This window comes from Tsukamurella ocularis (assembly GCF_024807615.1).
GTDB lineage: Bacteria > Actinomycetota > Actinomycetes > Mycobacteriales > Mycobacteriaceae > Tsukamurella > Tsukamurella ocularis.
In genome coordinates this window covers 248,039-270,354 of record NZ_JANUCJ010000003.1, presented here as the reverse complement: position 1 = coordinate 270,354, position 22,316 = coordinate 248,039, and the positions used below count along the sequence as shown (strand labels likewise).

25 protein-coding genes and 1 tRNA gene are annotated in these 22,316 nt (G+C 70.1%); 12 read left to right on the top strand and 14 right to left on the bottom strand.

The window, feature by feature from the left end; all coding sequences use genetic code 11:
• Positions 1-17: 17 nt before the first annotated feature.
• Positions 18-860 (top strand): dienelactone hydrolase family protein, encoded by an 843-nt coding sequence (locus tag HNP44_RS12665; RefSeq protein WP_259140770.1) that lies wholly within the window; start codon positions 18-20, stop codon positions 858-860.
• A 130-nt stretch (positions 861-990) separates the two neighbouring features.
• Complete coding sequence (locus tag HNP44_RS12660) at positions 991-2,124, top strand: GGDEF domain-containing protein (RefSeq protein WP_259140769.1); 1,134 nt, start codon at positions 991-993, stop codon at positions 2,122-2,124.
• Between the two features lie 69 nt (positions 2,125-2,193).
• Here the strand turns inward: HNP44_RS12660 and HNP44_RS12655 are convergent, their stop codons facing one another.
• The 4 genes from HNP44_RS12655 to HNP44_RS12640 are packed head-to-tail and all read right to left on the bottom strand — an operon-like array spanning position 2,194 to position 4,958.
• Positions 2,194-2,934, bottom strand: coding sequence for a hypothetical protein (locus tag HNP44_RS12655; RefSeq protein ID WP_259140768.1), 741 nt, complete (start codon positions 2,932-2,934; stop codon positions 2,194-2,196).
• A gap of 2 nt (positions 2,935-2,936) precedes the next feature.
• The gene (locus HNP44_RS12650) at positions 2,937-3,092 is read right to left on the bottom strand and encodes a hypothetical protein (protein ID WP_259140767.1); all 156 of its coding nucleotides are present in this window, start codon (positions 3,090-3,092) and stop codon (positions 2,937-2,939) included.
• A gap of 40 nt (positions 3,093-3,132) precedes the next feature.
• Positions 3,133-3,930, bottom strand: coding sequence for a family 1 encapsulin nanocompartment shell protein (locus HNP44_RS12645; RefSeq protein WP_259140765.1), 798 nt, complete (start codon positions 3,928-3,930; stop codon positions 3,133-3,135).
• Complete coding sequence (locus tag HNP44_RS12640; RefSeq protein WP_374758788.1) at positions 3,927-4,958, bottom strand: Dyp-type peroxidase; 1,032 nt, start codon at positions 4,956-4,958, stop codon at positions 3,927-3,929. The genes HNP44_RS12645 and HNP44_RS12640 overlap by 4 nt, the downstream gene beginning before the upstream one ends.
• Positions 4,959-5,111: 153 nt before the next feature.
• Here HNP44_RS12640 and HNP44_RS12635 point away from each other — a divergent pair, with 153 nt between their 5' ends.
• Positions 5,112-5,303, top strand: coding sequence for a hypothetical protein (locus tag HNP44_RS12635; RefSeq protein ID WP_259140763.1), 192 nt, complete (start codon positions 5,112-5,114; stop codon positions 5,301-5,303).
• A gap of 110 nt (positions 5,304-5,413) precedes the next feature.
• Positions 5,414-6,355: an FUSC family protein gene (locus HNP44_RS12630; RefSeq protein ID WP_259140761.1), complete on the top strand. Its 942-nt coding sequence runs from the start codon at positions 5,414-5,416 to the stop codon at positions 6,353-6,355.
• 48 nt (positions 6,356-6,403) lie between these two features.
• On the opposite strand, the gene arsC is transcribed toward HNP44_RS12630, so the two are convergent.
• The 3 genes from arsC to glmU form a co-directional block, all read right to left on the bottom strand.
• A complete protein-coding gene (arsC, locus tag HNP44_RS12625; RefSeq protein ID WP_259140760.1) occupies positions 6,404-6,745 on the bottom strand; it encodes an arsenate reductase (glutaredoxin) in 342 nt (113 codons plus the stop codon).
• Between the two features lie 72 nt (positions 6,746-6,817).
• Positions 6,818-7,795 (bottom strand): ribose-phosphate diphosphokinase, encoded by a 978-nt coding sequence (locus tag HNP44_RS12620; RefSeq protein WP_259140757.1) that lies wholly within the window; start codon positions 7,793-7,795, stop codon positions 6,818-6,820.
• Positions 7,792-9,243 (bottom strand): bifunctional UDP-N-acetylglucosamine diphosphorylase/glucosamine-1-phosphate N-acetyltransferase GlmU, encoded by a 1,452-nt coding sequence (gene glmU / locus HNP44_RS12615; protein ID WP_259140756.1) that lies wholly within the window; start codon positions 9,241-9,243, stop codon positions 7,792-7,794. Before glmU ends, HNP44_RS12620 begins: the two co-directional genes overlap by 4 nt.
• A gap of 132 nt (positions 9,244-9,375) precedes the next feature.
• Here glmU and HNP44_RS12610 point away from each other — a divergent pair.
• Positions 9,376-9,447: transfer RNA gene (locus tag HNP44_RS12610), tRNA-Gln, on the top strand.
• 52 nt (positions 9,448-9,499) lie between these two features.
• On the opposite strand, the gene HNP44_RS12605 is transcribed toward HNP44_RS12610, so the two are convergent.
• Complete coding sequence (locus tag HNP44_RS12605; protein WP_259140754.1) at positions 9,500-10,837, bottom strand: MFS transporter; 1,338 nt, start codon at positions 10,835-10,837, stop codon at positions 9,500-9,502.
• 80 nt (positions 10,838-10,917) lie between these two features.
• On the opposite strand from HNP44_RS12605, the gene HNP44_RS12600 reads away from it, so the two are divergent.
• A complete protein-coding gene (locus tag HNP44_RS12600) occupies positions 10,918-11,274 on the top strand; it encodes an ArsR/SmtB family transcription factor (RefSeq protein WP_259140752.1) in 357 nt (118 codons plus the stop codon).
• 168 nt (positions 11,275-11,442) lie between these two features.
• Here the strand turns inward: HNP44_RS12600 and HNP44_RS12595 are convergent, their stop codons facing one another.
• Positions 11,443-11,880: a pyrimidine dimer DNA glycosylase/endonuclease V gene (locus tag HNP44_RS12595; RefSeq protein ID WP_259140750.1), complete on the bottom strand. Its 438-nt coding sequence runs from the start codon at positions 11,878-11,880 to the stop codon at positions 11,443-11,445.
• A gap of 118 nt (positions 11,881-11,998) precedes the next feature.
• Between HNP44_RS12595 and HNP44_RS12590 the strand changes: the two genes are divergently transcribed.
• Positions 11,999-12,367, top strand: a complete 369-nt coding sequence (locus tag HNP44_RS12590; protein ID WP_259140749.1) for a hypothetical protein — start codon at positions 11,999-12,001, stop codon at positions 12,365-12,367.
• 53 nt (positions 12,368-12,420) lie between these two features.
• Here HNP44_RS12590 and HNP44_RS12585 read toward each other — a convergent pair whose 3' ends face one another.
• Complete coding sequence (locus HNP44_RS12585; protein ID WP_259140745.1) at positions 12,421-12,636, bottom strand: hypothetical protein; 216 nt, start codon at positions 12,634-12,636, stop codon at positions 12,421-12,423.
• Between the two features lie 519 nt (positions 12,637-13,155).
• Here HNP44_RS12585 and HNP44_RS12580 point away from each other — a divergent pair.
• The 4 genes from HNP44_RS12580 to HNP44_RS12565 all read left to right on the top strand — a co-directional run bounded on the left by HNP44_RS12580 (position 13,156) and on the right by HNP44_RS12565 (position 15,072).
• Entirely contained in the window at positions 13,156-13,365 is a 210-nt protein-coding gene (locus tag HNP44_RS12580; RefSeq protein ID WP_259140741.1) for a CsbD family protein, read from the top strand.
• Positions 13,366-13,399: 34 nt separating this feature from the next.
• The gene (locus HNP44_RS12575; protein WP_259140739.1) at positions 13,400-14,227 is read left to right on the top strand and encodes a DoxX family protein; all 828 of its coding nucleotides are present in this window, start codon (positions 13,400-13,402) and stop codon (positions 14,225-14,227) included.
• A gap of 56 nt (positions 14,228-14,283) precedes the next feature.
• The gene (locus HNP44_RS12570) at positions 14,284-14,622 is read left to right on the top strand and encodes a hypothetical protein (protein ID WP_259140729.1); all 339 of its coding nucleotides are present in this window, start codon (positions 14,284-14,286) and stop codon (positions 14,620-14,622) included.
• Between the two features lie 147 nt (positions 14,623-14,769).
• Positions 14,770-15,072 (top strand): MerR family transcriptional regulator, encoded by a 303-nt coding sequence (locus HNP44_RS12565; protein WP_259140727.1) that lies wholly within the window; start codon positions 14,770-14,772, stop codon positions 15,070-15,072.
• 3 nt (positions 15,073-15,075) lie between these two features.
• Here the strand turns inward: HNP44_RS12565 and HNP44_RS12560 are convergent, their stop codons facing one another.
• The 4 genes from HNP44_RS12560 to HNP44_RS12545 form a co-directional block, all read right to left on the bottom strand.
• A complete protein-coding gene (locus tag HNP44_RS12560; protein ID WP_259140725.1) occupies positions 15,076-15,804 on the bottom strand; it encodes a lytic transglycosylase domain-containing protein in 729 nt (242 codons plus the stop codon).
• A gap of 43 nt (positions 15,805-15,847) precedes the next feature.
• Positions 15,848-16,810, bottom strand: a complete 963-nt coding sequence (locus tag HNP44_RS12555; RefSeq protein ID WP_259140723.1) for a MazG family protein — start codon at positions 16,808-16,810, stop codon at positions 15,848-15,850.
• Positions 16,807-20,388, bottom strand: coding sequence for a transcription-repair coupling factor (gene mfd / locus HNP44_RS12550; RefSeq protein ID WP_259141171.1), 3,582 nt, complete (start codon positions 20,386-20,388; stop codon positions 16,807-16,809). The genes HNP44_RS12555 and mfd overlap by 4 nt, the downstream gene beginning before the upstream one ends.
• Before the next feature lie 123 nt (positions 20,389-20,511).
• Positions 20,512-20,643, bottom strand: coding sequence for a hypothetical protein (locus HNP44_RS12545; protein ID WP_259140722.1), 132 nt, complete (start codon positions 20,641-20,643; stop codon positions 20,512-20,514).
• Positions 20,644-20,911: 268 nt separating this feature from the next.
• Here HNP44_RS12545 and HNP44_RS12540 point away from each other — a divergent pair, with 268 nt between their 5' ends.
• The gene (locus tag HNP44_RS12540) at positions 20,912-22,315 is read left to right on the top strand and encodes a lipase family protein (protein ID WP_259140721.1); all 1,404 of its coding nucleotides are present in this window, start codon (positions 20,912-20,914) and stop codon (positions 22,313-22,315) included.
• Position 22,316: the final 1 nt, after the last annotated feature.

The window sequence follows — 22,316 nt, the reverse complement described above, 5'->3', positions numbered from 1 at the left end:
CGGGCACGATGGTGCCCGTGGACCTGAAAGCCGTAGCAGCCGCCAACCTCACCGACTTCACGAAGGAGTCGTTCACCGACGTCGGGGTGACGCACGACGTCTACCGGAAGGGCACCGGCCCCGCGGTGGTCGTGATCGCCGAGATCCCGGGCATCACTCCGAAGGTGCTCGACTTCGCCCGCAAGGTCGCTGACGCCGGTTTCACCGCTGTGCTGCCGCATCTGTTCGGCACGCCGGGCCTGGACGCCGCGAACCCCAAGGCCATCGGCTACGCCGGGACCGCGAAGAGCATGGCGAAGCTCGTCGGCGCACTGTGCGTGAGCCGCGAGTTCACCATCCTCGCCACGGGGAAGTCCTCGCCCGTGGTGACCTGGCTCCGTGCTCTGGCGCGGCAGGAGCACGAGCGCTGCGGCGGTAAGGGGGTCGGCGCGGTGGGAATGTGCTTCACCGGTGGCTTCGCGCTCGGCATGGCCGTCGACGACGTGATGCTCGCGCCCGTGCTCAGCCAGCCCTCGCTGCCCTTCCGCCCGATTCCCGGCACGGGCCGCACCATCGATATCTCGCCGCAGGACCTCGACACCGTCAAGGTGCGCTGTGCGAAGCAGGGCTTGAAGGTGATGGGCCTGCGCTTCAAGGGCGACTTCATGGTGCCCGGCGAGCGCTTCGACTTCCTCCGTGAGCAGCTGGGCGATGGCTTCATCGCCGTCGAGATCGATGACGCCGATGCCAACCCGGACGCCCTGACCCCGCCCCACTCCGTCCTCACGGAGCACCTCATCGACGAGCCGGGCCAGCCCACCCGCCAGGCCCTCGACGACGTCATCCAGCTCTTCCACGACACGTTGCTACCCGAGTCCTGACTCGGCGAGCACGCGGGCGGCGAGGACTGCAGGGTGCGTTCGTGCAGCTCAGGCCGATCTTCCCATAACGGTCAAGAGAACTTTTGCGTGTCATTACCAAGTATTTACTCTTGCTACCCTCGGCGCCATCATGGAGATCACCGGGAGACACTCCGACCGCAACGGCGACGATCTCGGCCTGGCGTTCAATCGGTTGCGACGGCACGCGGTCGTCAGTGACCTCGTCTGGCGGTACTCGGTCGCCGGCTTCACCCTGTGCGTCGGAATCTTCGGCGCCGTCATGATCTTCACCCCCGAGGGGGCCGGGGACTCCGCTGCACGAACGATCACGCTCTCCCTCCTGTGCCTGTCGGGGGTGGCTGCCGCTGTCGTCGTCAGTCGTTTTCCGATCACGTCGCTGTGGTGGAATCCGTGCCCGCGCCGCAAGATGATCAGCAGGATGTTCGTTCTGTACGCGGACGTGGTGGTGTCCAGCATTCTGACCCTGTACGAGAGCCCGGCCGCGGCGCTGGCCGGAACCGTGCTGTTCGCGACCGTCGGTGCGTACGCGGCGCACTTCCTGACGACGCGCGCGCTGGCGCTGCATCTGGGTTTCTCCAGCCTTGTCATCGTCTACCTGGGAATTCGAGTGATCCAGGTGTACGGCGCGACCCCGCTCGCGGTGAGCGCGCAGGTCGCGGTCAGCATTCTGGGGATCGGCGGCGTCGTCGTCCTCAACTACCTCTACACCTGGCAGATCAAGCAGCTGATCAGGGCGAGCCTGACGGCGTCGTCGACCGATGCGATGACGGGGTTGCTCAACCGCACCGGATTCCGTGATGCGGTCGACGAACTGCTGCGGTCGACCACCGGACATCTGTCGGTCTGCATGATCGATGTCGATCGGTTCAAGCTCATCAACGACGTCTACGGACACCTGGCCGGCGACTCGGCGCTCCGGGCCGTGTCGAGCGCGCTGCATCGGTCCGCTTCGCAGAATTCGTTGGTCGCCCGAGTCGGCGGGGACGAGTTCGCCGTCGTATCGGCGGCGAGCGTCCACGAGCTGCAGGGGATCCTCGGAGTCGTACGGGATCGGCTGCCCACGTTGGCGAACGGCGAGCAGATGTCGTTCAGCGCGGGAATCGCCTCGGTGGAGCTCGCGGACCCCGACGCGCTGCGGACCTTCGACGAGCGGAGCAGATTCTTCCACTCGGTCATAGAACGGGCGGACGAGTCACTGAGGCGCAGCAAGGAGTCGGGTGGAGGTCGTACGACGGTGCACTGAGCGGCGATGCCCTGCCGCGCGAGCAGATCTCCGCAGCGGCGTGCCTCGGGAGGTCCGCGACACCCGGGTCTAGCTCGAAGGCCGCCCGCCGATGGCGTCGTCCCAGCGCTGCCGGGCGGGCCCCCAGCGGGCATCGAAGTCCCCGGCCCGCCGGTCCGCGCGGGTCGTTCTCTCTGGTGAGTAGAACCATCGGGCCCACGGGGCGGTGGGGCGCGCGAGCCGGACCGCGGCCACCCACGCCACGGGCCAGGCGAACAGCCCGACGAGCGCCGTCGGGTACTTGCCCTTGAGTGCCGTCACGGCGACGAGCAGAAGGTGCAGCACCAGGAGCGTCGCAATCCCGCCGCGCACCCACCGCGCGGTGTCACCCAGCCCGGTGACGTTCGCGGGGGAGATTCCGACGACGGCCAGCCCGACGCACGCCGCCGCGAGCGTCACCACGTTGACGGACAGTCGCCCCTCCTGCGACCAGTACACGTCCTTCAGGTGCAAGAGCATGGCGAACTCGTCGAGGACGAGCGAGGCGCCGACGCCGACGAGCAGCGCCGCGAGGTAGGACCACGGCGCGCGTCCGCTCGCGCCGACGGCGGTGAACGCGCCCGTCACCAACAGGATCAGCCCGGGTGTCGAGTGGTGCAGGTGCACCCCGCCCGCGCTGATGTTGTGGAAGGGACCCCGGCCGGCGCGGATCATCCGCGTGACGGACCGCGTCGCGACGAAGGTGACCACGAACGCGACGAAGCTCAGCAGCAGCGGACCCTTCTGGGCGCCGATCACCTCGTACTGCCACCAGTCGCCGAACCAGCTCACCGTCAGGAGATGCCCTCTTCCCCGGCGAAGACGTCCTCGCCGTCGTCATCGAGGTCCGCGCCCACGGCTTCGCGCGCATCGAGCTGCGCCTGCTGCGCCTCGGCGGCGGCCTCGGCGGGCGTCTCCGCCAGCGAGGCCAGGTCGTCGTTGTCGCTCATGGGGTGCCTCTCTTCGGTTGTCGGAGGGGGATCGCCGGACTTAGGAGGTCAGCGGGACCGAGGCCTCGGCGGTGTAGGCCAGGAACGTGAACGTCTCCTGCAGGTACAGCTGCACCGTCGTCGCGTCATGGCTGAGGTAGCCGATCTCCACGTCGGTGCCCAAGCGCAGCTCGTAGTCACCGCCGCGCGTAGTGAGTACGAAGCCGCCGTCGATAGCGGGAGCCCAGATGATCTCGCCGTCCACCAACCGCTTGAGTTGCTCGCGAATCGGGTAGCCGTGGTCGGTGGTCTCGCTGATCGAGGTGTAGACGTCGGCCGAGAGCAGCACCGAGTACGGCCCGTCGACGCCCGCGAGCCGCAGATCCTCGAGCGCGCCCGCGACGGCGTCGGGAACGTCGACCGGGTCGCTCGGCAGCGCGATGGCCGTGTTCGACGACGAGGCGCGCAGCCCGGCGATCGAGGCGGCGGCGTAGCCCTCGAAGACGGCCCGGTCCTCGGCGTAGGCGAGCTGCTTCGCCGCGGCCTTCACCGGATCCCAATCCGCGTCCTGCGCGCCGCGTTCCACCGAGTCGACGGCGTCACGGGAGACGGCGAACGGGACGCGCAGCCGCACCAGCGGGCGGCTCTCGCGCAGCTGCGCCTCGACGCCCTCGGCGGGGCCGGCGACCGGGAGGAGGCGCCCGGTGCCGACGGCGGCCGCCTCGGGCCCGTCGGGACCGGTGACGTCGACCACGCGGCGGCCGGCGATGTTCCGCTTGAACGTGCGGGAGGCCTCGGTCTCGATCTCCTCCCAGGCCTCAGGGGTAACGGGTGCGAGGTGACGGTGCAGGTTGTTCATCGTGTGCCTTCCTTGAGGCCGCCGATGCCGAGCGAGCCCTCGGCGCGGGCGGGCGGGGTCGTTGCGGTCGGTTCCGCCGACGGTGCGCCGTCGGCGGCGGGGAGGTCGGGCGGCGCGTCCAGCCAGTCGCCCGACGGGGTGAAGAACAGGCAGCCCGTGTGCGCGGTGGAGAAGTCGAGGATCCGGTCGGTGTTGCCGGGCGGATCGCCGAGGAACATGTTGCGCAGCATCTGTTCCGTGACGCCGGGGTCGCGCGAGTAGCCGATGAAGTAGGTGCCGAACTCGCCCTTGCCGAGCTCGCCGAAGGGCATGTTCTGCCGCATGATCTGCAGCTGCTCACCGCTGGAGTCCTCGATCACGTTGAGCGCGATGTGCGAGTTCGCCGGCTTCGTCTCGTCGGCCATCTCGATGTCCTCGAGCTTGCTGCGCCCGATGACCCGCTCCTGTTCCTCGACGGTCAGCGCGCGCCACGCGGCCATGTCGTGCAAATACTTCTGCACGTGCACGTAGCTGCCGCCGGCGAAGCCGGGGTCCTCATCGCCGATCGCGGTGGCGGCGACCGCCGCTGCGCCCGCGGGGTTCTCGGTACCGTCGACGAAGCCGAGCAGGTCCCGGTCGTCGAAGAAGCGGAAGCCGTGCACCTCGTCGACCACCGTCACGGCGTCGCCGAGTGTCTCGAGTATCCGCCAGGACAGCTCGAAGCACATGTCGAGGGTGCTCGCCTTGACGTGGAACAGCACGTCGCCGGGAGTCGACGGTGCACGGTGCCGCGGACCGTCGAGCTCGACGAACGGGTGCAGCCACCGCGGCTTGGGCCCCGAGAACAGCCGGTCCCAGGCATCGGATCCGACAGACGTGGTGAGCGAGAGGTGCTTCTCGGGGTAGCGGAATCCGACCGAGCGGGTGAGCCCGGAGAGGTTGTCGAGGGCGTCGTGGACGTGATCCTCGCGGCCCGGCTCGATCGTCACCACGACGAACATCGCGGCTTGGGTCAACGGCGAGATCACAACTTGATTCGGGACCACGATCTTCACCCTAACTCAGGTCTGGACGGTGCGATGGGGAAGAACGATCGGTGCGGCGGGACGCGAAAAGCCGAGCGTGCGATGATGGTCCGTGCGCCGCCGTCGAATCCGACTCGACGGTAACGGGTGTTGTTCGCGGACCGGAGGGAGTCGAAGATGACGTGGATCGCAGTGGTGGTGCTGGCGCTCGGAGCGCTCGCGGGTGTCGTCGCCGCATGCGTGCTCTCGACGCCGCGCCGTCCCGCTTCGGACGCCACCTACACGACCAACGCGCTGCTCGCCGCCGGAGCCGTCAGCGGCGCCGCCGCCTGTGCGATCCTCGCCGCGGTGTTCGCCGCGTACGCCTGACCTCGCGTGCCGCGTCCGGTGGGGCGCGCCTGCCTGAGCGCTACCGCCCCGATCTGCGCGACGGCGGCCACGCGCTCCGCGTCGCGGTCGCGCTGCTCGTCCCGGGCCTCGTGCTCATCGCCTGGGGGCGTCCCGAGCTGCTCATCTACGCGGAGTTCGGCGCCTTCGCCGGCATGTACGGGCGCGGCGAGCAGGGCCGGCCGCGGATCCTGCGCCAGATGCAGGCCGGCGGGCTGTTCCTCGCGGCGGAGGCGCTCGGTATCACCTTGTCGCACCATCAGGCGCCGCCCTGGGTACTCGTGGCCGTCGGTATCGTCTTCGCCACCGTCTGTTCGGTCCTGTCCGACGCGGTGCGGCTGCGTCCCGCCGGACCTTTCTTCTTCCTGTTCGCGATGGGCGCGACCGCGACGCTGCCCGCGGGGCTCGCCCCGCCCTGGCAGGCGCTCGCGATCTGCGCCGCGACGGTGGTCTTCGCCATCGTGGTCGGCGCGATCGGCCGGCCCGCCCCCTTCCGGGGCCGCCCCTGGTGGGACGGCATCGGGATGGTCCTTCGGCGCCCCGCTCCCGGAGTGGCCATCCACGCGCTGCGCTACGCCCTCGCCGTCGGCATCGCGGGCACCGTAGGAGTGCTGATCGGCGTCGACCACGCGAACTGGGCGATGGCGGCCGCGGCCGTCCCGCTCGCGGTGATCGACGCGGGCCGGCCGTCCGACGCGGAGACCGGCGTGGTGATCACCCGCGCGACGCACCGCACCATCGGGACGTTCGTCGGGCTCGCCGTGGCCGCGGCGCTCTTGGCGCTGGACCCCGGGCCCACCGCGCTCGCGCTTGTGGCGATCGCGCTGCTGTTCCCGACGGAGCTGTACATGGCTCGGCACTACGCCGTCGCGATCGGCTTCTTCACCCCGCTGATCATGCTGATGACCGAGCTCGCCGACCCCACCGATCCGGCGCGGATGCTGCTCTACCGCGGCATCGACACCGTGATCGGCGTGGCTGTGGGCGTCGCCGTCGCGCTCCTGGTGCGCAGCCCGGCCGAGCGCCGCGGCTGAGCTGTTGCCCGGGGCCGGGACCGCACACCGTCGGCGATCAGACGTCCGTTACAGGATCTCGTCGACGGCCTCTGTAGGGCGCGCCATGCGCGTCCCCTTGGCGGTCACCACGAAGGGCCGCTCGATCAGCTTCGGATGCGCGACCATCGCGTCGAGCAGCGCGTCGTCGCTCGCATCGGCGAGCGCGAGGTCCTTGTACTCCGCCTCGCGCGTGCGCACGGCCTGCCGGACGGTGAGCCCGGCGTCGTCGATCAGCTTCGTCAGCTCCGCCTTCGACGGCACCTGGTCGAGGTACTTGATCACCGTCACCGTCGCGCCCGCCCCCTCCAGCCGGGCGAGGGCCTGGCGGGACTTGGTGCAGCGGGGGTTGTGGTAGATCGTCGCGTCCATACGGGCCAATCTAGTCCGAGACGGCGAGAGGCGGCGACGGATGGTCCGTCGCCGCCTCTCGTGGTGCAGTGTCTAGGCGTTGCCGTTGAACAGGCTCGTCACGGAGCCGTTCTCGAAAACCTCGCGGATGGTGCGGGCCAGCAGCGGCGCGATGGGGAGCACGGTGAGCGTGTCGAAGTGCTTCTCCGGCGGGATCGGCAGCGTGTTGGTCGCGATGACCTCGCGCGCGCCGCAGTTGGCGAGGCGCTCGGTGGCCGGCTCGGAGAAGACGCCGTGCGTGGTCGCGATGATCACGTCCTTCGCGCCGGCCTCCTTCAGCACGCCCACGGCGCCGGCGATGGTGCCGCCGGTGTCGATCATGTCGTCGATCAACACACAGGTGCGGCCGGCGACGTCACCGACGACGCGGTTGCTCTTGACCTGGTTCGCGACGTTGGGGTCGCGGGTCTTGTGCACGAAGGCCAGCGGCGCGCCGTCGAGGGCGTCGGCCCACTTCTCGCCCACCTTGACGCGGCCGGCGTCGGGGGAGACCACCACCATGTTCTCGGTGCCGTAGTGCTCGCGCACGTAGTCGGCGAGCATGGTCTGCGCGTGCATGTGGTCGACGGGACCGTCGAAGAAGCCCTGGATCTGGTCGGTGTGCAGGTCGACCGTGATGATCCGGTCCGCGCCCGCGGTCTTGAACAGGTCCGCGACCAGGCGCGCCGAGATCGGCTCGCGGCCGCGGTGCTTCTTGTCCTGGCGGGCGTACGGGTAGAACGGCAGGATCGCGGTGATCCGTTTCGCCGAGCCGCGCTTGAGCGCGTCGATCATGATCAGCGTCTCCATGATCCACTGATTGACCGGGTAGGGCGCGCTCTGCAGGACGAAGGCGTCGCTGCCGCGCACCGACTCCTCGAACCGCACGAAGATCTCGCCGTTGGCGAAATCGCGTGCCGTCTGCGGGGTGACCTGCACACCGAGCTCGTCGGCGACCTGCTGCGCCAGCTCGGGGTGGGCACGCCCCGAGAACAGCATCAGGTTCTTCTGGTTATCGATCCAGTTGCTCACTGCTCGTCAGTCCTCGCGATAGCCTGCTGGGCCGCCTCGGCCGAGCTCGTGCCCGGACGCCGATGCAGGACCCATTCCTCGATGTTCCGCTGATCCGCGGCGGAGACCGCCAGGGCTCCCGGCGGCACGTCGCGCTTGATCACGGTACCCGCTCCGCTGTACGCGCCGTCGCCGACCTCCACCGGCGCGATGAGCATCGTGTCGGATCCGATGCGCACATGGTCGCCGATCATCGTTCGGTGTTTGTTCACCCCGTCGTAATTCACCGTCACCGTCGCGCAGCCGATGTTGCTGCCCTGACCGATGGTGGCGTCGCCGATGTAGCTCAGGTGCGGGATCTTGCTGCCAGCTCCGATCTGCGCGTTCTTGGTCTCGGCGAAGGCGCCGATCTTGCCCTTGGGACCGAGGTCGGTGTTCGGCCGCAGGTAGCTGAACGGCCCGACGGTCGCGTTCTCGCGGATCACCGATAGGTGCACCTCGCTACGCAGCACCGTCGCGCCCGCGCCCACCTCGGTGTCGATCAGGGTGGTGTCGGGGCCGATCACCGCGTCCTCCGCGATGACGGTCGCGCCGCGCAGATGCGTCCCGGGTTCGATGGTGACGTCCTGGGCGATCTCGACGTCCACGTCGATGTAGGTGCTCTCCGGGTCGACCACCGTGACGCCGGCCAACTGGTGCCGCTCGACGATCCGCCGGTTCAGTTCGCGGCCGAGTCGGGCGAGCTGGATCCGGTCGTTGCAGCCCGCGACCAGCATCTCGTCGTCGACGTGGTCACCGCGCACCAGCTGGCCCGCCGCGCGGGCGATGCCGATCACGTCGGTGAGGTACAGCTCGCCCTGCGAGTTGTCGGGTCGCAGCTGGGCGAGTGCGGCGACGAGTTGCGCGTGGTCGAAGGCGTACACACCGGAGTTGATCTCCGTGATCGCGAGCTGCTCGGGCGTTGCGTCCTTCTGCTCGACGATCTGCGTGACCTGCCCGTCCTGCGTCCGCAACACGCGGCCGTAGCCCGTGGGGTCGGCGACGGCGGTGGTCAGCACGGTGACCGCGGCGCCCGCACCGCCGGTGTGGGTGTCGAGCAACTCCCGCAGCGTCGTGGCGTCGAGGAGCGGCACGTCGGCGGCCGTGACGACGACGGTGCCGGCGAAGTCCGCGGGGAGGGCGCTGAGCCCGGCCTGGACGGCGTCACCGGTGCCCCGCTGCCGCTCCTGCACCGCGACGAGGATCTCGTGCTCCAGACCGCCGGCCGTGGCCAGGGCGGCCTCGGCGACCCGGTCCCGATCGTGCCCGACCACGACCACCAGGTGCTCCGGCTTCGTGCCCGCGGCCGCGTGCAGCGCATGGGCCAGCAGGGTGCGGCCCGCGATCGCGTGCAGCACCTTCGGGGTCTTCGACCGCATCCGCGTTCCCGCGCCCGCGGCGAGGATCACCACCGCTGTACCGTTCGCCATCCGTGCTCCTGAGGTCTCGTCCGAGTCATGCGTTTCGCGTCGAGCGTCGCGCTGAATCCTACGAGAACCGCCGCGACCGGGCGTCCGTGGCACAATGCTGAGCGACGGTTCCGGGTGAACGCCCGGACCCGGTCTCCCGTGGTGTAATCGGCAACACTTCTGATTTTGGTTCAGACATTTCAGGTTCGAGTCCTGGCGGGAGAGCAACGCCTACGCGTTGGTCGGCGTGCTGCGGCCAGCCCGGGGAGGCCGCGAGTCAACTGGGCCAGCGGACGTGCTCAGTGTCGATCACGAACGGATGGCGGTGCCGGTAGACGCCGGCGCTCACAGGGACTGCGCCGGCGAGATGCCCGGGAGCTACCTCGCCCGCGAGGTGGTGGTGCTCGAGTTCCGCGGGGTCGCGCCGCGGCCACGCCCGCACCGCCGCCGCCAGGCCGATCAGGGACAGCCCGCCGAGGACCGCGAATGTGGGCCCGAACCCAACGGAGGTGCCGAGCCATCCTGCGATCGGGTAGGTGATCAGCCAGCACAGGTGCGAGAGGGAGAACTGCGCGGCGAACACCGAGGCCCGATCCGCGGGTGCTGAGGAGCGGCGAAGTACCTGTCCGACCGGTGTGAGGACCAGGCTCATCCCGACCCCGATGGCAGACCACACCGCGAGCGCCGACGTCCACGTGAGCGCACCCGGCGCCCACGCGATCACCGCCGCCGATGCGGCTGCGGCGACCAAGATGCCGCCCCCGCCGAGCATGACCGGTCGCTCCGGGACTCTGTCGAGCACGCGCGGCAGCATCATTGCGACGATCATCGTCCCGATCCCCGACGCTGCCAGCAGCCATGCCACTCCGGCCTGCGACCCACCGAGGTGGTCTCGCACGATGTTGACCGTGCTGACCATCGCGATCGCCCCTGCCCCCGCGACCGCGAGATCCAGCCCAAGGACCCCGCGCAGCCGCGGCGTCGCTGCGAAAACCCGGATCCCCGCGAAGGTCCGGTCGAAGACACCCGTCCGAGCGCTGCGCGCCGCGTCCGGAATCGACGTCGACACCACCAGTGCCGCCGAGAACGCGAAGCCGATGACGGTGAACCCGAACAACCAGTGGTAGCTCATCACCGCGAGCGCGACCGCGGCAAGCACGGGGCTCAGAAGTGACTCCATCGTCGACGCCAGCTGCGAGGCCGACAGTGCTCGCGTGTATTGGGATTCGTCGGGCACGATGTCAGGGATCACCGCCTGGAAGGTGGGCGTGAACGCCGCTGACGCGGCCTGCAGGATCGCGATGAGCACGTAGATCTGCCACGCCTGATCGACCCACGGCAACGCGAGCACCACCGACGCCCGCAGGATGTCGAGGCTGACCAGAGTCAGCCGGCGCGGCATTCGATCCACGTAGGCCGTCGCCAGTGGCGCGATCAGCACGTAGGCCACCATCTTGATCGTCAGTGCGGTTCCCAGCACTGCGGCGGCTCGCGCTCCTGCGAGGTCGTACGCGAGTAGCCCTAGCGCGACCGTGGTCATCCCCGTGCCGAACAGCGCAACCACCTGCGCAGTGAACAGATGCCGGTAGTCACGGATCTTGAACAGGGGTGTCACGTCGTACCTCTCGCCAACCACAACAGGTGCCTATGTACGCACATGATAACCATGAGTCCACGTCTTCGACCGGCTATCCTGTGACCGTGTACGCACATGACGTCACGTCCGAGTGGGATCGGACACCGCCCGACGGTCAGATCGAGGCAACCTGCCTGGCGTTGAAGATGTTGTCGGTGCCGTCTCGGATGAAGATCCTCTGGGCGCTCAGCGGGGCGGGGGAGCTCGACGTCACCACGCTGACCGAGCAGGTCGGCCAGGCACGCCCTGCGGTCTCGCAGCACCTGGCCAAGCTTCAGCTCGCAGGCCTGATCGCGCATCGGCGTGACGGCCGCCGAGTGCTCTACCGGGTGCGCGGAGGGCACGTGCGGCGCCTGCTGATCGAAGCGCTCAATGCCGCCGAGCATCAACTCAACGATCTACCCGAGCACGACTAGACCGGGTCTGCGGGCGGGGCGAGGGGTGTTGGTATGCCGACCTGTCTCGCCGGTTTCGCCTGGTCGTCGCCCAGGTCTCACTCGGTGCGCTGGCTTGGCCATGTCAGTTGCTGTCCCGCTTCAGGGTTTCGGGAACAGGTTCGAATCCCTGGCGGGGAGCACGGTTCCTCAGCGCTGCGCGCGCTCCCACGGCTCGACGGGCCCCGGCACCGTCCGGAAGCTGCCGTGCTGCTCCGGCCGCTCGACGGCGCGCCACCGCTCCGCCACGTCCGGGCTGCGGGCCTCCAGCTTGGCTCGGAGGTGCGCCCACTCCAGGTCGAGCTGCCCGTCGGTGACGTCGATGGGAGCGATGGTCGCGTTCGGCTCGTCGATGCGGGTGCGGTCGAAGTTGTAGCCGCGGGCGTCGGCCTCATCGGCGAGGGCGGCGAGGTACGCGCCGACCGCGGCGAGCGGGTCGGACGCCGCGCGGAAGCGCTCCAGCTGTGGATGGCGCGTGTACCCCTTCGTACGGCCCGCGAGCACCGCCTGCGCGAGCAGCGTCTCGCGCCAGCAGGCGATCAGCGCCTGCCGGTCAAGGTAGCGGGGGTGTACCGACCAGATGCGCATGACTCCACGCTATCGGTCCCGACCGGGGGTGCGCAGCCGGTGCCGATTCGCCTGGAATGTCCCTCGCGCCAACCCCGGCGCAAGGCGACCGCAAGATCGCGGTGGCTGACTGGGCGACATGAACCCTTATCAGCAGAACCCGGCGCAACAGCCCACCGGCCAGGACTACGCCCAGCAGCCCTACGCGCAGCAGGGCTATCCGCAGCAGCCTTACCCTCGGCAGCCCTACCCGCAGGGGCCGGTCTTCCAGGCGAAGTTCCGTAAGCACACCGGGCTGCTCGTCCTGGCGCAGTGGCGGGACTCCTACGCCACCGGCGACTACCAGCAGATCCGGGCCGCCTACCGCGCCGCGCAGACGCACAACCTGCTCGCGGGCTGGTGGGGACTGATCTCCCTGCTGGTCTACAACTGGATCGCCCTCATCGGCAACGCCTCCGAGATGAACCGCATCAAGCAACAGGCGCGGGCCGCTGGACTCGAGGTCTAGCGGCCCGCGCCCCGGCGGGATCGCGCGCCGGGGAGGGGAGCGCGGCGATCAGGTCAGTTGGGTTCCTCCCAGTAGTAGCCGGAGCCCGAGTCGATGTTCACGCACCGGAGGGTGTCACCGTCGGCGGTGGTGACGTCCCGTCCCTGTTGCGAATGGGAGCACGTGTCGTACATCTGCGGCGTGTCGGCGGAGGCGACGGCAGGAGTGATGGCGAAGGCCGAGATCGCGAGGAATCCGGCTGCGGCGAGGGTCTTTCGGCTGATGGTCATGGTTCGACGATGCGCCGCGAACCTGGGTGCTCGGTGTCAGCCGGGTGGGCCTTCGCTGCCGGTTCTCCCAAGCTGGCCTTACCCGCGGATCGTCGTCAGTCGGCGCGGCCGGGAAGGGCCGGATCGTCAGGGATCGAGACTGCGCTGGATGTGAATGTGATGAGCCGCACAGTGTGGGGAACGCGCAGGTGGTGCCTGGTTTCATCCGGCTCAGGGCTCCTTTTCCGGCGCAACCGTTGACAGGAATAGGCATCGCCCATAACGTGAAATCTGTTCGACACGACATAGATTTTCAGACGGGAGCGCGAGATGAACCACCTCCGGACCACCCCGGTGCGAATCCCCGTCGAGGCGGCACCGCCGCTGGTTGTCCACCCTCGCGGTGGGGTCGTGATCGCGGCACTGCTGCTATTGACGTTGGGACTGATGATTCCCCTCGTCCTGTACACGGCAGCCGCCCCGATCGGTTGATTCGGCCGTCGAACCGCACAGGGAATCCCCGACGCTAAGGAGAGCACGATGAGCTTCACCGATGACGCCAAGAACAAGGCGCAGGACATCAAGGGCCGCGCCAAGGAGACCGTCGGAACGGCTTTCGACGACCCCGAGCTCAAGCAGGAGGGGCGCGGTGACCAGGCCGAGGCCTCGATCAAGGACAAGATCGCCGGCGCCGCAGACAAGGTCAAGGAGGGCGTCGACGAGGTGAAGGACAAGCTCTCGGGCAACTGATCTGCCCGTGACCCGACGACGATGGGAGCTGGACATGATTCGACGGATCGCGCGACCCCTGCTCGGTTCGATCTTCGTCTACACCGGATACACCGGCCTGACGACCGACCCGGGGCGGAAGGCGGACACCGTCGCCCCGCTGGTGGAGAGGGCCGCTGAGGCCCTGCCCGACTCGCCGGCGATCCCGACGAGCGCCCGGAGTTGGGTCCGGATCAACGCGGGTGTCCAGCTCGGAGGCGGGCTGCTGCTCGCCACCGGGAGGGCCCCGCGGGTCGCGTCGCTGGCCCTCGCGGGCACTCTGGTGCCCGCGACGGTCGTCGACCACCCGTTCTGGGCGGAGGCGGACCCGGAAGTCCGGCGCGAGCAGCAGCTGCACTTCGTGAAGAACCTGTCGCTGCTCGGTGGCCTGCTGATCGCGGGCTTCGACACCGAGGGCAAGCCGGGCCTCACCTGGCGCGCCCGCCGCGCGGCCGAGCGCGCGTCCGAACGGGTCTCCGAGACGGTCTCCGCCATCACGCCCCGTCATCACGACGACGGAAACGTCTGGCGGGAACGGGCGCACGCGGCGCAGGAGTACGGCGCCACCGCGATCGGCAGGGCGAAGCCGGCAGTGGCCGGTGCCGTCGAGAAGGCGAAGCCCGCGATCGCTGACGCGGCAGAGAAGGTGAAGCCGGTCGTCGACGACGCTGTGGATCGCGCGCGCCCCGTCCTCGACGACGTCGTGGACCGCGCGCGACCGGTCCTGGCCGACGCTGCGGAGGCCGCGTCCGGCTTCGTCGATGCGGCGGGCGACCGGCTCCACGCGCTGCGGGACGAGGCGTCCGCCGCAGTGGCGGAGAGGGCGCGTTCGCGCGTCGCGTAACGTGGGCCGCCCGGCCAGGATCGCGGCCGCTGTAGGTCGACGAGAATCGAGACACCGTGCCCCGCAGGCCAGAGTTCACCGGGCGGTACACCGACGCGCTGCATGCGCTGGAGGTGGCGACGCAGCGGAGCGCTCGGGTCGAGAACCTCGACGGTCAGTACGCGCTGCGCGTCGACTTCGAGCTCGGGCGCTACCTGCTCGCAACGAACACGGACGCCGTCATCGGCCTCGCCGACGAGGACGCCGGGGCGCCGTGGCGGGTCCGGTTCTTTGACGGCGCCCTGGACGACGGCGCGGCCGTCCTGATCGCCGACCGCTCCGCGGCGTGGCTGATCGACGCTTACGATGCCGCCGTCGGGGACCTGCCGCCCCTGGCCGAGGTCCCGCACACCTGACCGTCCCCGTGGACCGGATCCGCGGGGACGGCGGGTGGTCCCACCGGCGCCGGCCCGCAGGATCTACAGTGAAAGCATCAGGTTTTCGCTCCCGCGCGACACAGTAGTGCGGTGGCGGGACGCAGACGGGTGCGAAGGAGGAGTGCGATGACCCAGCCGCATCGCGTGCGCTCCGATCTCGGCGTATACAGCATCTCGGTGGCGTCCGAGCTCTCGCAGGTCGGCCTCCAGACGCTGCGCCTCTACGAACGGCGGCACCTGATCCGGCCGCAGCGCACCGCGGGTGGCACCCGCCGGTACAGCGAAGACGACATCGCGCGGATCCGCCGGATCACGGAACTCGTCGCCACCGGGATCAACCTTCCGGGCGTGGAGCGCATCTTGGTCCTGGAGGACGAATGCGCGTCGCTGCGAGCTGAGCTCGAAACCGCCCGCGCCGGAGCCGAATAGCGGCTACGGCTGCACGTTCACCGAGTACGCGGCCGCCGCATCGCGAACGTCCAGGACGTACTTGCGGGACTGGTTGTAGACCATCACGGCCTTCTCCCAGCCCTTCGCGGTGGTCAGATCCTTACCCGAGACGCACAGGTACCGCGCCGCGGTCATTGCGGCGTCGTCGATGTTGTCCGGGTCGGCCTTGCCGTCGCCGTTGGCGTCCACGCCGAACCGCTGCCAGGTCTCGGGGATGAACTGGAACGGCCCCATCGCGGCGTCGAACTTCGCGTTCGGTCGGTGCGGATCGGTCCCCGTCGCGCGGATCTCCTGGTTGCCGTTGGTCCCGTCCAGCGGCACGCCGCGGATGGGCGGCGAGACCTTGCCGTCCGGCGCGATCGTCGCGCCGTGGTAGGTGCCGTGCTTGCTCTCGATGAAGGCGATGCCGGCCAGCGTGGTCCAGGCGATGCCGCACTCGGGCGTGCGCTGCCGCAGCGCCTCGGCCGCGTTGCCGTAGGCTTCCAGTGAGATCACCGGGATGCCCGTGGCCACGCTGATCGGGGTGGCCCAGTCGCGGAGCAGGTCCGACGTGCGGCCCGGTCCGTTGACATTGATGTACGGCACGGGAGTGCCCGCTCCGGGCGGGATGCCCTGCGGGATCTCCGGGCGCGGGTCGATCGCGCCGCACCCGGCGAGCACCGTCGACGCGACGCCGACGACGAACGCCGCGCGCATACGGGAACTGACCATGACCTCGCCGTGAACTCTCTTGCCGAAAACTGGGGACGCGATCTCAACGTCCGGTCTGTGCCTCGGGGTTCCCGGCGTGACCGTCGCCCCAGGCGGTGACCCACGATTCTACCCCGTCGGAGGCCATCACGGCCTCGGCCTCGCGCACCCGGTCCATGAACGCCAGGACCCGTCGGCGGTAGTCCAGCTCGAAGGCCGCATCCGTTTCCGTCGGGTCGACAGTCACGGTGCGGACGTCATCAGGGACCAGCTCGGCGGGAAAGTCGACGGTGCGCAGCCGCTCGAAGACCTTCGCTACCAGGGCCAACGCGGGCTGACCGAGGGAGATCGAGTCGAGGACGGACCCGCGATCGCCGCGTTCGAGCCGCTTCTGCCGTTCCCAGTTCTCGGCCTGCGTCGCCACGTCGACCTCGGCACCGTCGGCCAGGTGCGGTGTGCGCCGGCGGACCTTGGCGGAGAGGGTGCGGGCCACGTCGTCGATGCCGAACGGGAGCGGCCCCTCTTCGGCGATCCGCGAGTGAAAAACGACCTGCAGCAGCAGGTCGCCGAGCTCGCTGCGCAGCTCGGCCGCGGCGGCGGCCCCGCCCTCGGGGGCGTCGAGCGCCGCGACGGCGTCGGCCACCTCGTACGTCTCCTCCACGAGGTAGCGCAGCAGGCTCGCGTGCGTCTGCTCCGACTCCCATGGTCCTTCCCGCCGCAGCTGGTCGATGAGTTCGACGGTGTCGAGCACCGCCAGCCCGGCGGGCCGGGGTGCGACGATGACGTCGGCGCCCGCCGCCCGCAGTGCCGCTGCCGCCGGGTGCGTCTCGTCGGAGGTCAGGAGCGTCGCGCCAGTGGGCGCCTCCGCGCCGAGCACGGGATGTCCGTCGGGCAGGTGCCACGCGAGCTTCACCGGCAGCTCCTCCGTGTAGTGCACGGGGCCGCCGAGCCGGCCGAGCGCGGCGACGGGCAGCAGGGTGGGCAGCGCGGGATTCAGCAGGACGACGGTGCCGCGCGCGCTGCTCACGGGGCCTCCGCCGCGGCGACGGCGCGGGGCGGCTGGTCGAGCCGCCAGTAGCCGGCGCCCTTGCCGTCCATCGCAGCGAGGAAGTCGGCGACGGCCTGCAGTACCTCGATGTCGCGCACGCGCTCGCTGCCGACGCCGCCCCCGCCCACGCGGGGCAGAGGGAAGGTGACCGCGCGCGTGGCGGCGCGATAGGAGCCGCCCGGGTAGAGCCGCTTGAGCCGCATCTGCTGCGAGTCCAGCAGTTCCATCGGCGAGATCCGGAGATTGGTCCCGGTCACGGTGATCTCGGTGACCCCGGCGTTCCGCGCCAGCGACCGCAGCCGGGCGATCGCCGCGAGCCGCTCCACCTCCACCGGCGGGGGGCCGTAGCGGTCGGTGAGCTCGGTGAGCACCTCGGCGACGGCGGTATCGTCGTGCGCGGCAGCGAGTTTGCGGTAGGCCTCCAGGCGCAGCCGGTCGCTGGTGACGTAGTCGGGCGGAATGTGCGCGTCCACCGGCAGGTCGATGCGCACCTCCTTCTGCTCCTCGGGCACGGTGATCGGCTTGCCGTCGGCGGCGGCGCGGTACGCCTCCACCGCCTCGCCGACGAGCCGCACGTACAGGTCGAAGCCGACGCCGGCGACGTGGCCGGACTGCTCTGCGCCGAGAACGTTGCCGGCGCCGCGGATCTCGAGGTCCTTCATCGCGACGGCCATGCCGGCACCCAGATCGTTGTTCTGCGCGATGGTCGCCAGCCGGTCGTAGGCGGTCTCGGTGAGTGGCTTCTCCGAGGGGTATAGGAAGTAGGCGTAGCCGCGCTCGCGGGAGCGGCCCACGCGCCCGCGCAGCTGGTGCAACTGCGAGAGGCCGAGGTTCTCGGCGCGCTCCACGATGAGGGTGTTGGCGTTGGAGATGTCCAGCCCGGTCTCCACGATAGTGGTGCACACCAGCACGTCGAACTCGCGGTTCCAGAAGCCCTGCACCGTACTCTCCAGGGCCTCCTCGCCCATCTGTCCGTGCGCCACCACGACGCGGGCCTCGGGCACCATGTCGCGGATGTGCTTGGCGGCCCGGTCGATCGAGCTGACCCGGTTGTGGACGTAGAAGACCTGGCCGTCACGCAGCAGCTCGCGACGGATGGCGGCGGCCACCTGCTTGTCGTCGTACGCGCCGACGTAGGTGAGTACGGGGTGACGCTCCTCGGGCGGGGTGAGGATGGTGGACATCTCCCGGATGCCCGCCATGCTCATCTCCAGCGTGCGGGGGATCGGCGTGGCGCTCATGGTGAGCACATCGACGTTGGTGCGCAGCGCTTTGATGTGCTCCTTGTGCTCGACGCCGAAGCGCTGCTCCTCGTCGACGACCACCAGGCCTAGGTCCTTCCACCGCACGCCGGTCTGCAGCAGTCGGTGCGTACCCACCACCACGTCGACGCTGCCGTCGGCGAGGCCCTCGAGCACGGCCCGTGTCTCCAGCTTGTCGGTGAACCGGGACAGGCCTTTCACCGTGACCGGGAAGCCCTGCATCCGTTCCTCAAAGGTCTTCAGATGTTGTTGCGCGAGGAGCGTCGTCGGCACGAGGACCGCGACCTGCTTGCCGTCCTGGACGGCCTTGAAGGCGGCGCGCACCGCGATCTCGGTCTTGCCGTAGCCGACGTCGCCGATGACCACGCGGTCCATCGGGACGGCCTTCTCCATGTCGGCCTTCACGTCGCCGATCACCGTCATCTGGTCGACGGTCTCGGTGAAGGGGAAAGCGTCCTCCATCTCGCGCTGCCAGGGGGAGTCGGGCGCGAAGGCGTGGCCGGGCGCGGCGTTGCGGGCCGCGTAGAGCTGCACCAGCTCGCCCGCGATCTCGCGGACGGCCTTGCGCGCCTTGCGTTTGGTGTTCTGCCAGTCGCTGCCGCCCATCTTCGACAGCGCCGGCATCTCGCCGCCCACGTAGCGGGAGAGCTGGTCCAGCGACTCCATCGGGACGAACAACTTGTCGCCCGGCTGGCCGCGCTTGCCGGGGGCGTACTCGATCACCAGGTACTCGCGGCGGGCGCCCGCGACCGTGCGCTCGATCATCTCGACGAACTTGCCGATGCCGTGCTCGTCGTGCACCACGAGGTCGCCGGCGGTCAGGGCCAGCGGGTCGACCTGGTTGCGGCGCTTGGCCGGAAGCCGCCGTCCGTCGCCGACTCCGGCGACCCGGTTACCCGTGAGGTCGGGTTCGGCGAGCAGCACGAGCTTCGCGGCGGGCACCGTCAGGCCCGTCTGCAGGCTGCCGCGCAGCACGCCGACGGTGCCCGGCTTCGGGGCGGCACCCGGGTCCAGCTCGGACGCGGGGACCTCGGCATCGCGCAGCCGCTCCAGGATGCGGGCACGGGTGCCTTGGCCGGCGACCACGATCACCCCGGTACCGCCGGACGCGGCGTGGGCGCGCAGCGTCGCGAAGAGTTTCTCTGCCTCGGCGTCGGATCCCCGTGGCGCGGGCGCGTGTTCGGCGCGGACGGTGAGGTGGTCGGGGCCCTCGTCCGGCCCCGCCGCCAGCGGCGAGACGGTCCACCACGGTCGCCCGGCGTCGGAGACGGAGGCGTGGACCTCGTCGAGGGGGCGGTAGGCGCTGGCGCCCAGGTTCATCCCGGTCGGGTCCAGCGGCGCCGCCGAGCCGAGCGCGGCGGCGGTCCACGACGCCTCAAGGAACTCCTGGCCGGTGCGGCCGAGATCCGCTGCGCGGGTGCGGATCTTCTCGGGGTCGAGCAGCAGGGTGTGTGCGCCCGCGGGGAGCACGTCGGTGAGCAGCTCCAGCTCGCCCGGGATGAGGGCCGGGATCAGGGCTTCCATACCCTCCACCGGGATGCCCTGCGAGAGCTTTTCCAGCATCTCGAGGAGAGCGGCGTCGTTCTGGTGATCGGCCTTCATCGCGGCCGCCCGCTCCCGGACCTCGGCGGTGAGCAGCAGCTCGCGGCACGGGTAGACGTGCACGGTGCCGACCTCGACCTCGGGCTGGGAGCGCTGGTCGGCGACGGAGAAGGCGCGCAGGTCGGTGATCTCGTCGCCCCAGAACTCTACGCGCACGGGCAGATCCGTGGTGGTGGGGAAGACGTCGAGGATGCCGCCGCGCACGGCGAACTCACCGCGCTTGCCCACCATGTCGACCCGGGTGTACGCGAGCTCGACGAGGGTCTCGATGAGCTGATCGAAGTCGTGCTCGACGCCCTCGCGCAGCGTGATCGACGGGGCATCGCCCAACCCGGGCGCCATGGGCTGCACGAGGGAGCGGACCGTCGCGACGACGGCCCGCAGGGGGACGCCGTACTGCGCATCATCGGGGTGGGCGAGACGCCGCAGCACCTGGAGTCGTCGGCCGACGGTGTCGGCTCCGGGGGAGAGTCGCTCGTGCGGCAGCGTCTCCCAGCTGGGGAACTGGGCCACGGCACCGTGGCCCAGCATCTCCCGCAGCTCGGAGGTCAGGTCGTCGGCCTCGCGCCCGGTGGCGGTGACGACGAGGACGGGCGCGCGGTCGGCGAGCGCCGAGACGAGGAAGGGGCGCGCACCGTCGACCGCGGTGACGGTGAGGTCGGGCCTGCCCGCCGCCTCGGCGAAGGTGGTGATGTCCGGATCGGCGGCGACCGCCCTGGTCAGTCCGGCGAGGGCGGGGACGGGGGAGGGGGCGGCGTCAGGCACCGATCCAGTGTATTGGCGCGCTCCGACACGCGCCGACGGGCCCGAGTCGGCTCAGTCTCCGGAGCCGGACGGCGCGTAGCGGGCCAGGAAGGTGGCGACCGCCTCGTCGGCGACGGCGTCCATCGTGGTGGCCGCGAAGCCGCGGTCGAGGAGCGCGTGCCGTGGCAGACCGCGGCGATCCACGCCGGCGACTGGCTCCTCAAGCTCGTGCTCATCGCCGTCGCGCTGGGCCTTCTCTACTGACCCCGGCCGTCCCTAGCGGGGTGTGCAGCGCCCGGGCGCGTCGTGCATTCCCCGCGTCCATGGACCTGGGGAGGCGGCCGCCCCGCTAGGGCGGTCCGCGGCGGCGGCGTGTTCGGCGGTGCAGTGACCCGAATCGCCGGGGCCTTGACAGGTGACGAGGGTCACCTTAAGTTCCTTGCTTATGGTGAATGAAACATCAGCGTTCCGGATGGGATCGCGTGTCCTCGCGGCGCTGATCGGCGCCGTCCTCGTGATCGTGATGGGGATCGCGACCGCCCCGAGCGCCCAGGCGCTGCCGCCCCTTGTCGAACCGGCGCCGCCCACCGACGGGTTCTACGACCGGCCCGCGGACCTTGCGGCGCTCAAGCCAGGCGAGATCGTGCGCACGCGCAGCACGTCGATCCGGTCGCTGCAGGTGATGCCGCTCAACGTGGACGCCTGGCAGCTGGCCTACCGGACCACGGGCATGAACGGCGAGCCCGATCTCAGCGTGACCACCGTGATGGTGCCGCGCGGCAAGAAGCCCACGAAGTTGCTCTCCTACCAGGCGGCCGCGGACTCGACCCTGCGGATCTGCCAGTCCTCGTACGCGACGACCAAGGGCGGCCCCATCGACCTGGCGGCGAAGGAGGGGCCGCTCACCTTCGGCATGCCCGGCGCGGAGCTGCTGTTCGCCGGCCTCGGCGTGCAAGAGGGCTGGGCAGTCGCGATGCCCGACCACGGCGGCGGCGAGGACCGCTTCCTCACCCCGCGCCAGCCGGGCTGGGCCGTGCTGGACGGCATCCGGGCGGTGGAGAACTTCTCCCGCCTCGGGCTGAGCGCGAAGACTCCCGTCACGCTGTGGGGTTACTCGGGCGGCGCGATCGCCAGCAGCTGGACCATCGAGGAGCATCCGACCTATGCGCCGGAACTCAACATCCGCGGCGCCGCCTTCGGCGCGCCGGAGCGCGACCTCGCCGCCTCGCTCAAGGCCGTGAACACCTCATTGCTCGCCGGTCTCATTCCTCTCGCTCTGTCGTCGCTCGGCAAGGACTCCGAGGAGTTCCGCGCGGCCCTGGACAAGGTGCTCACTCCCGAGGGGCGTGCGCGTGTGAACGAGACCCGCCGGCACTGCATGCCGCAGAACGTCGTGGCCAACCTGTGGTTCGACTACAACCGGATGCTGACGAAGCCGGTCGACGAGGTACTGCGGATCCCGATCATCGCCAAGACGATCCGCGAGCGCGGTGTCAGCGGCCGGGTCCCGACGGTGCCCGCGTACGTCTACAACGGCATCACCGAGGAGGTCGCCCCGATCACGGGGACAGACAAGCTCGTGGACTCGTACTGCAAGGGTGGTGCGTCCGTGACCTACCGCCGCGAGGAGTTCCCGCCGAACCCGGTCAAGCAGCTCATGACCACCCACGGCACCGTCGTGGTGACCGGCGCGGGCGGCGCCTTCAACTGGCTCAAGCAGCGGATGGACTCGACCGGCCCGGCACCGTCGGGCTGCGACATCCGCAACGTCTTCAGCAGCGGGCTCGAGCCCGCGGCGATCGGCACCTTCGGCCAGGCGATCGGTACCGTTCTCGCCTCGCTGGTCGGCGCGCCGATCGGGGCCGGGCCCCGGTAGG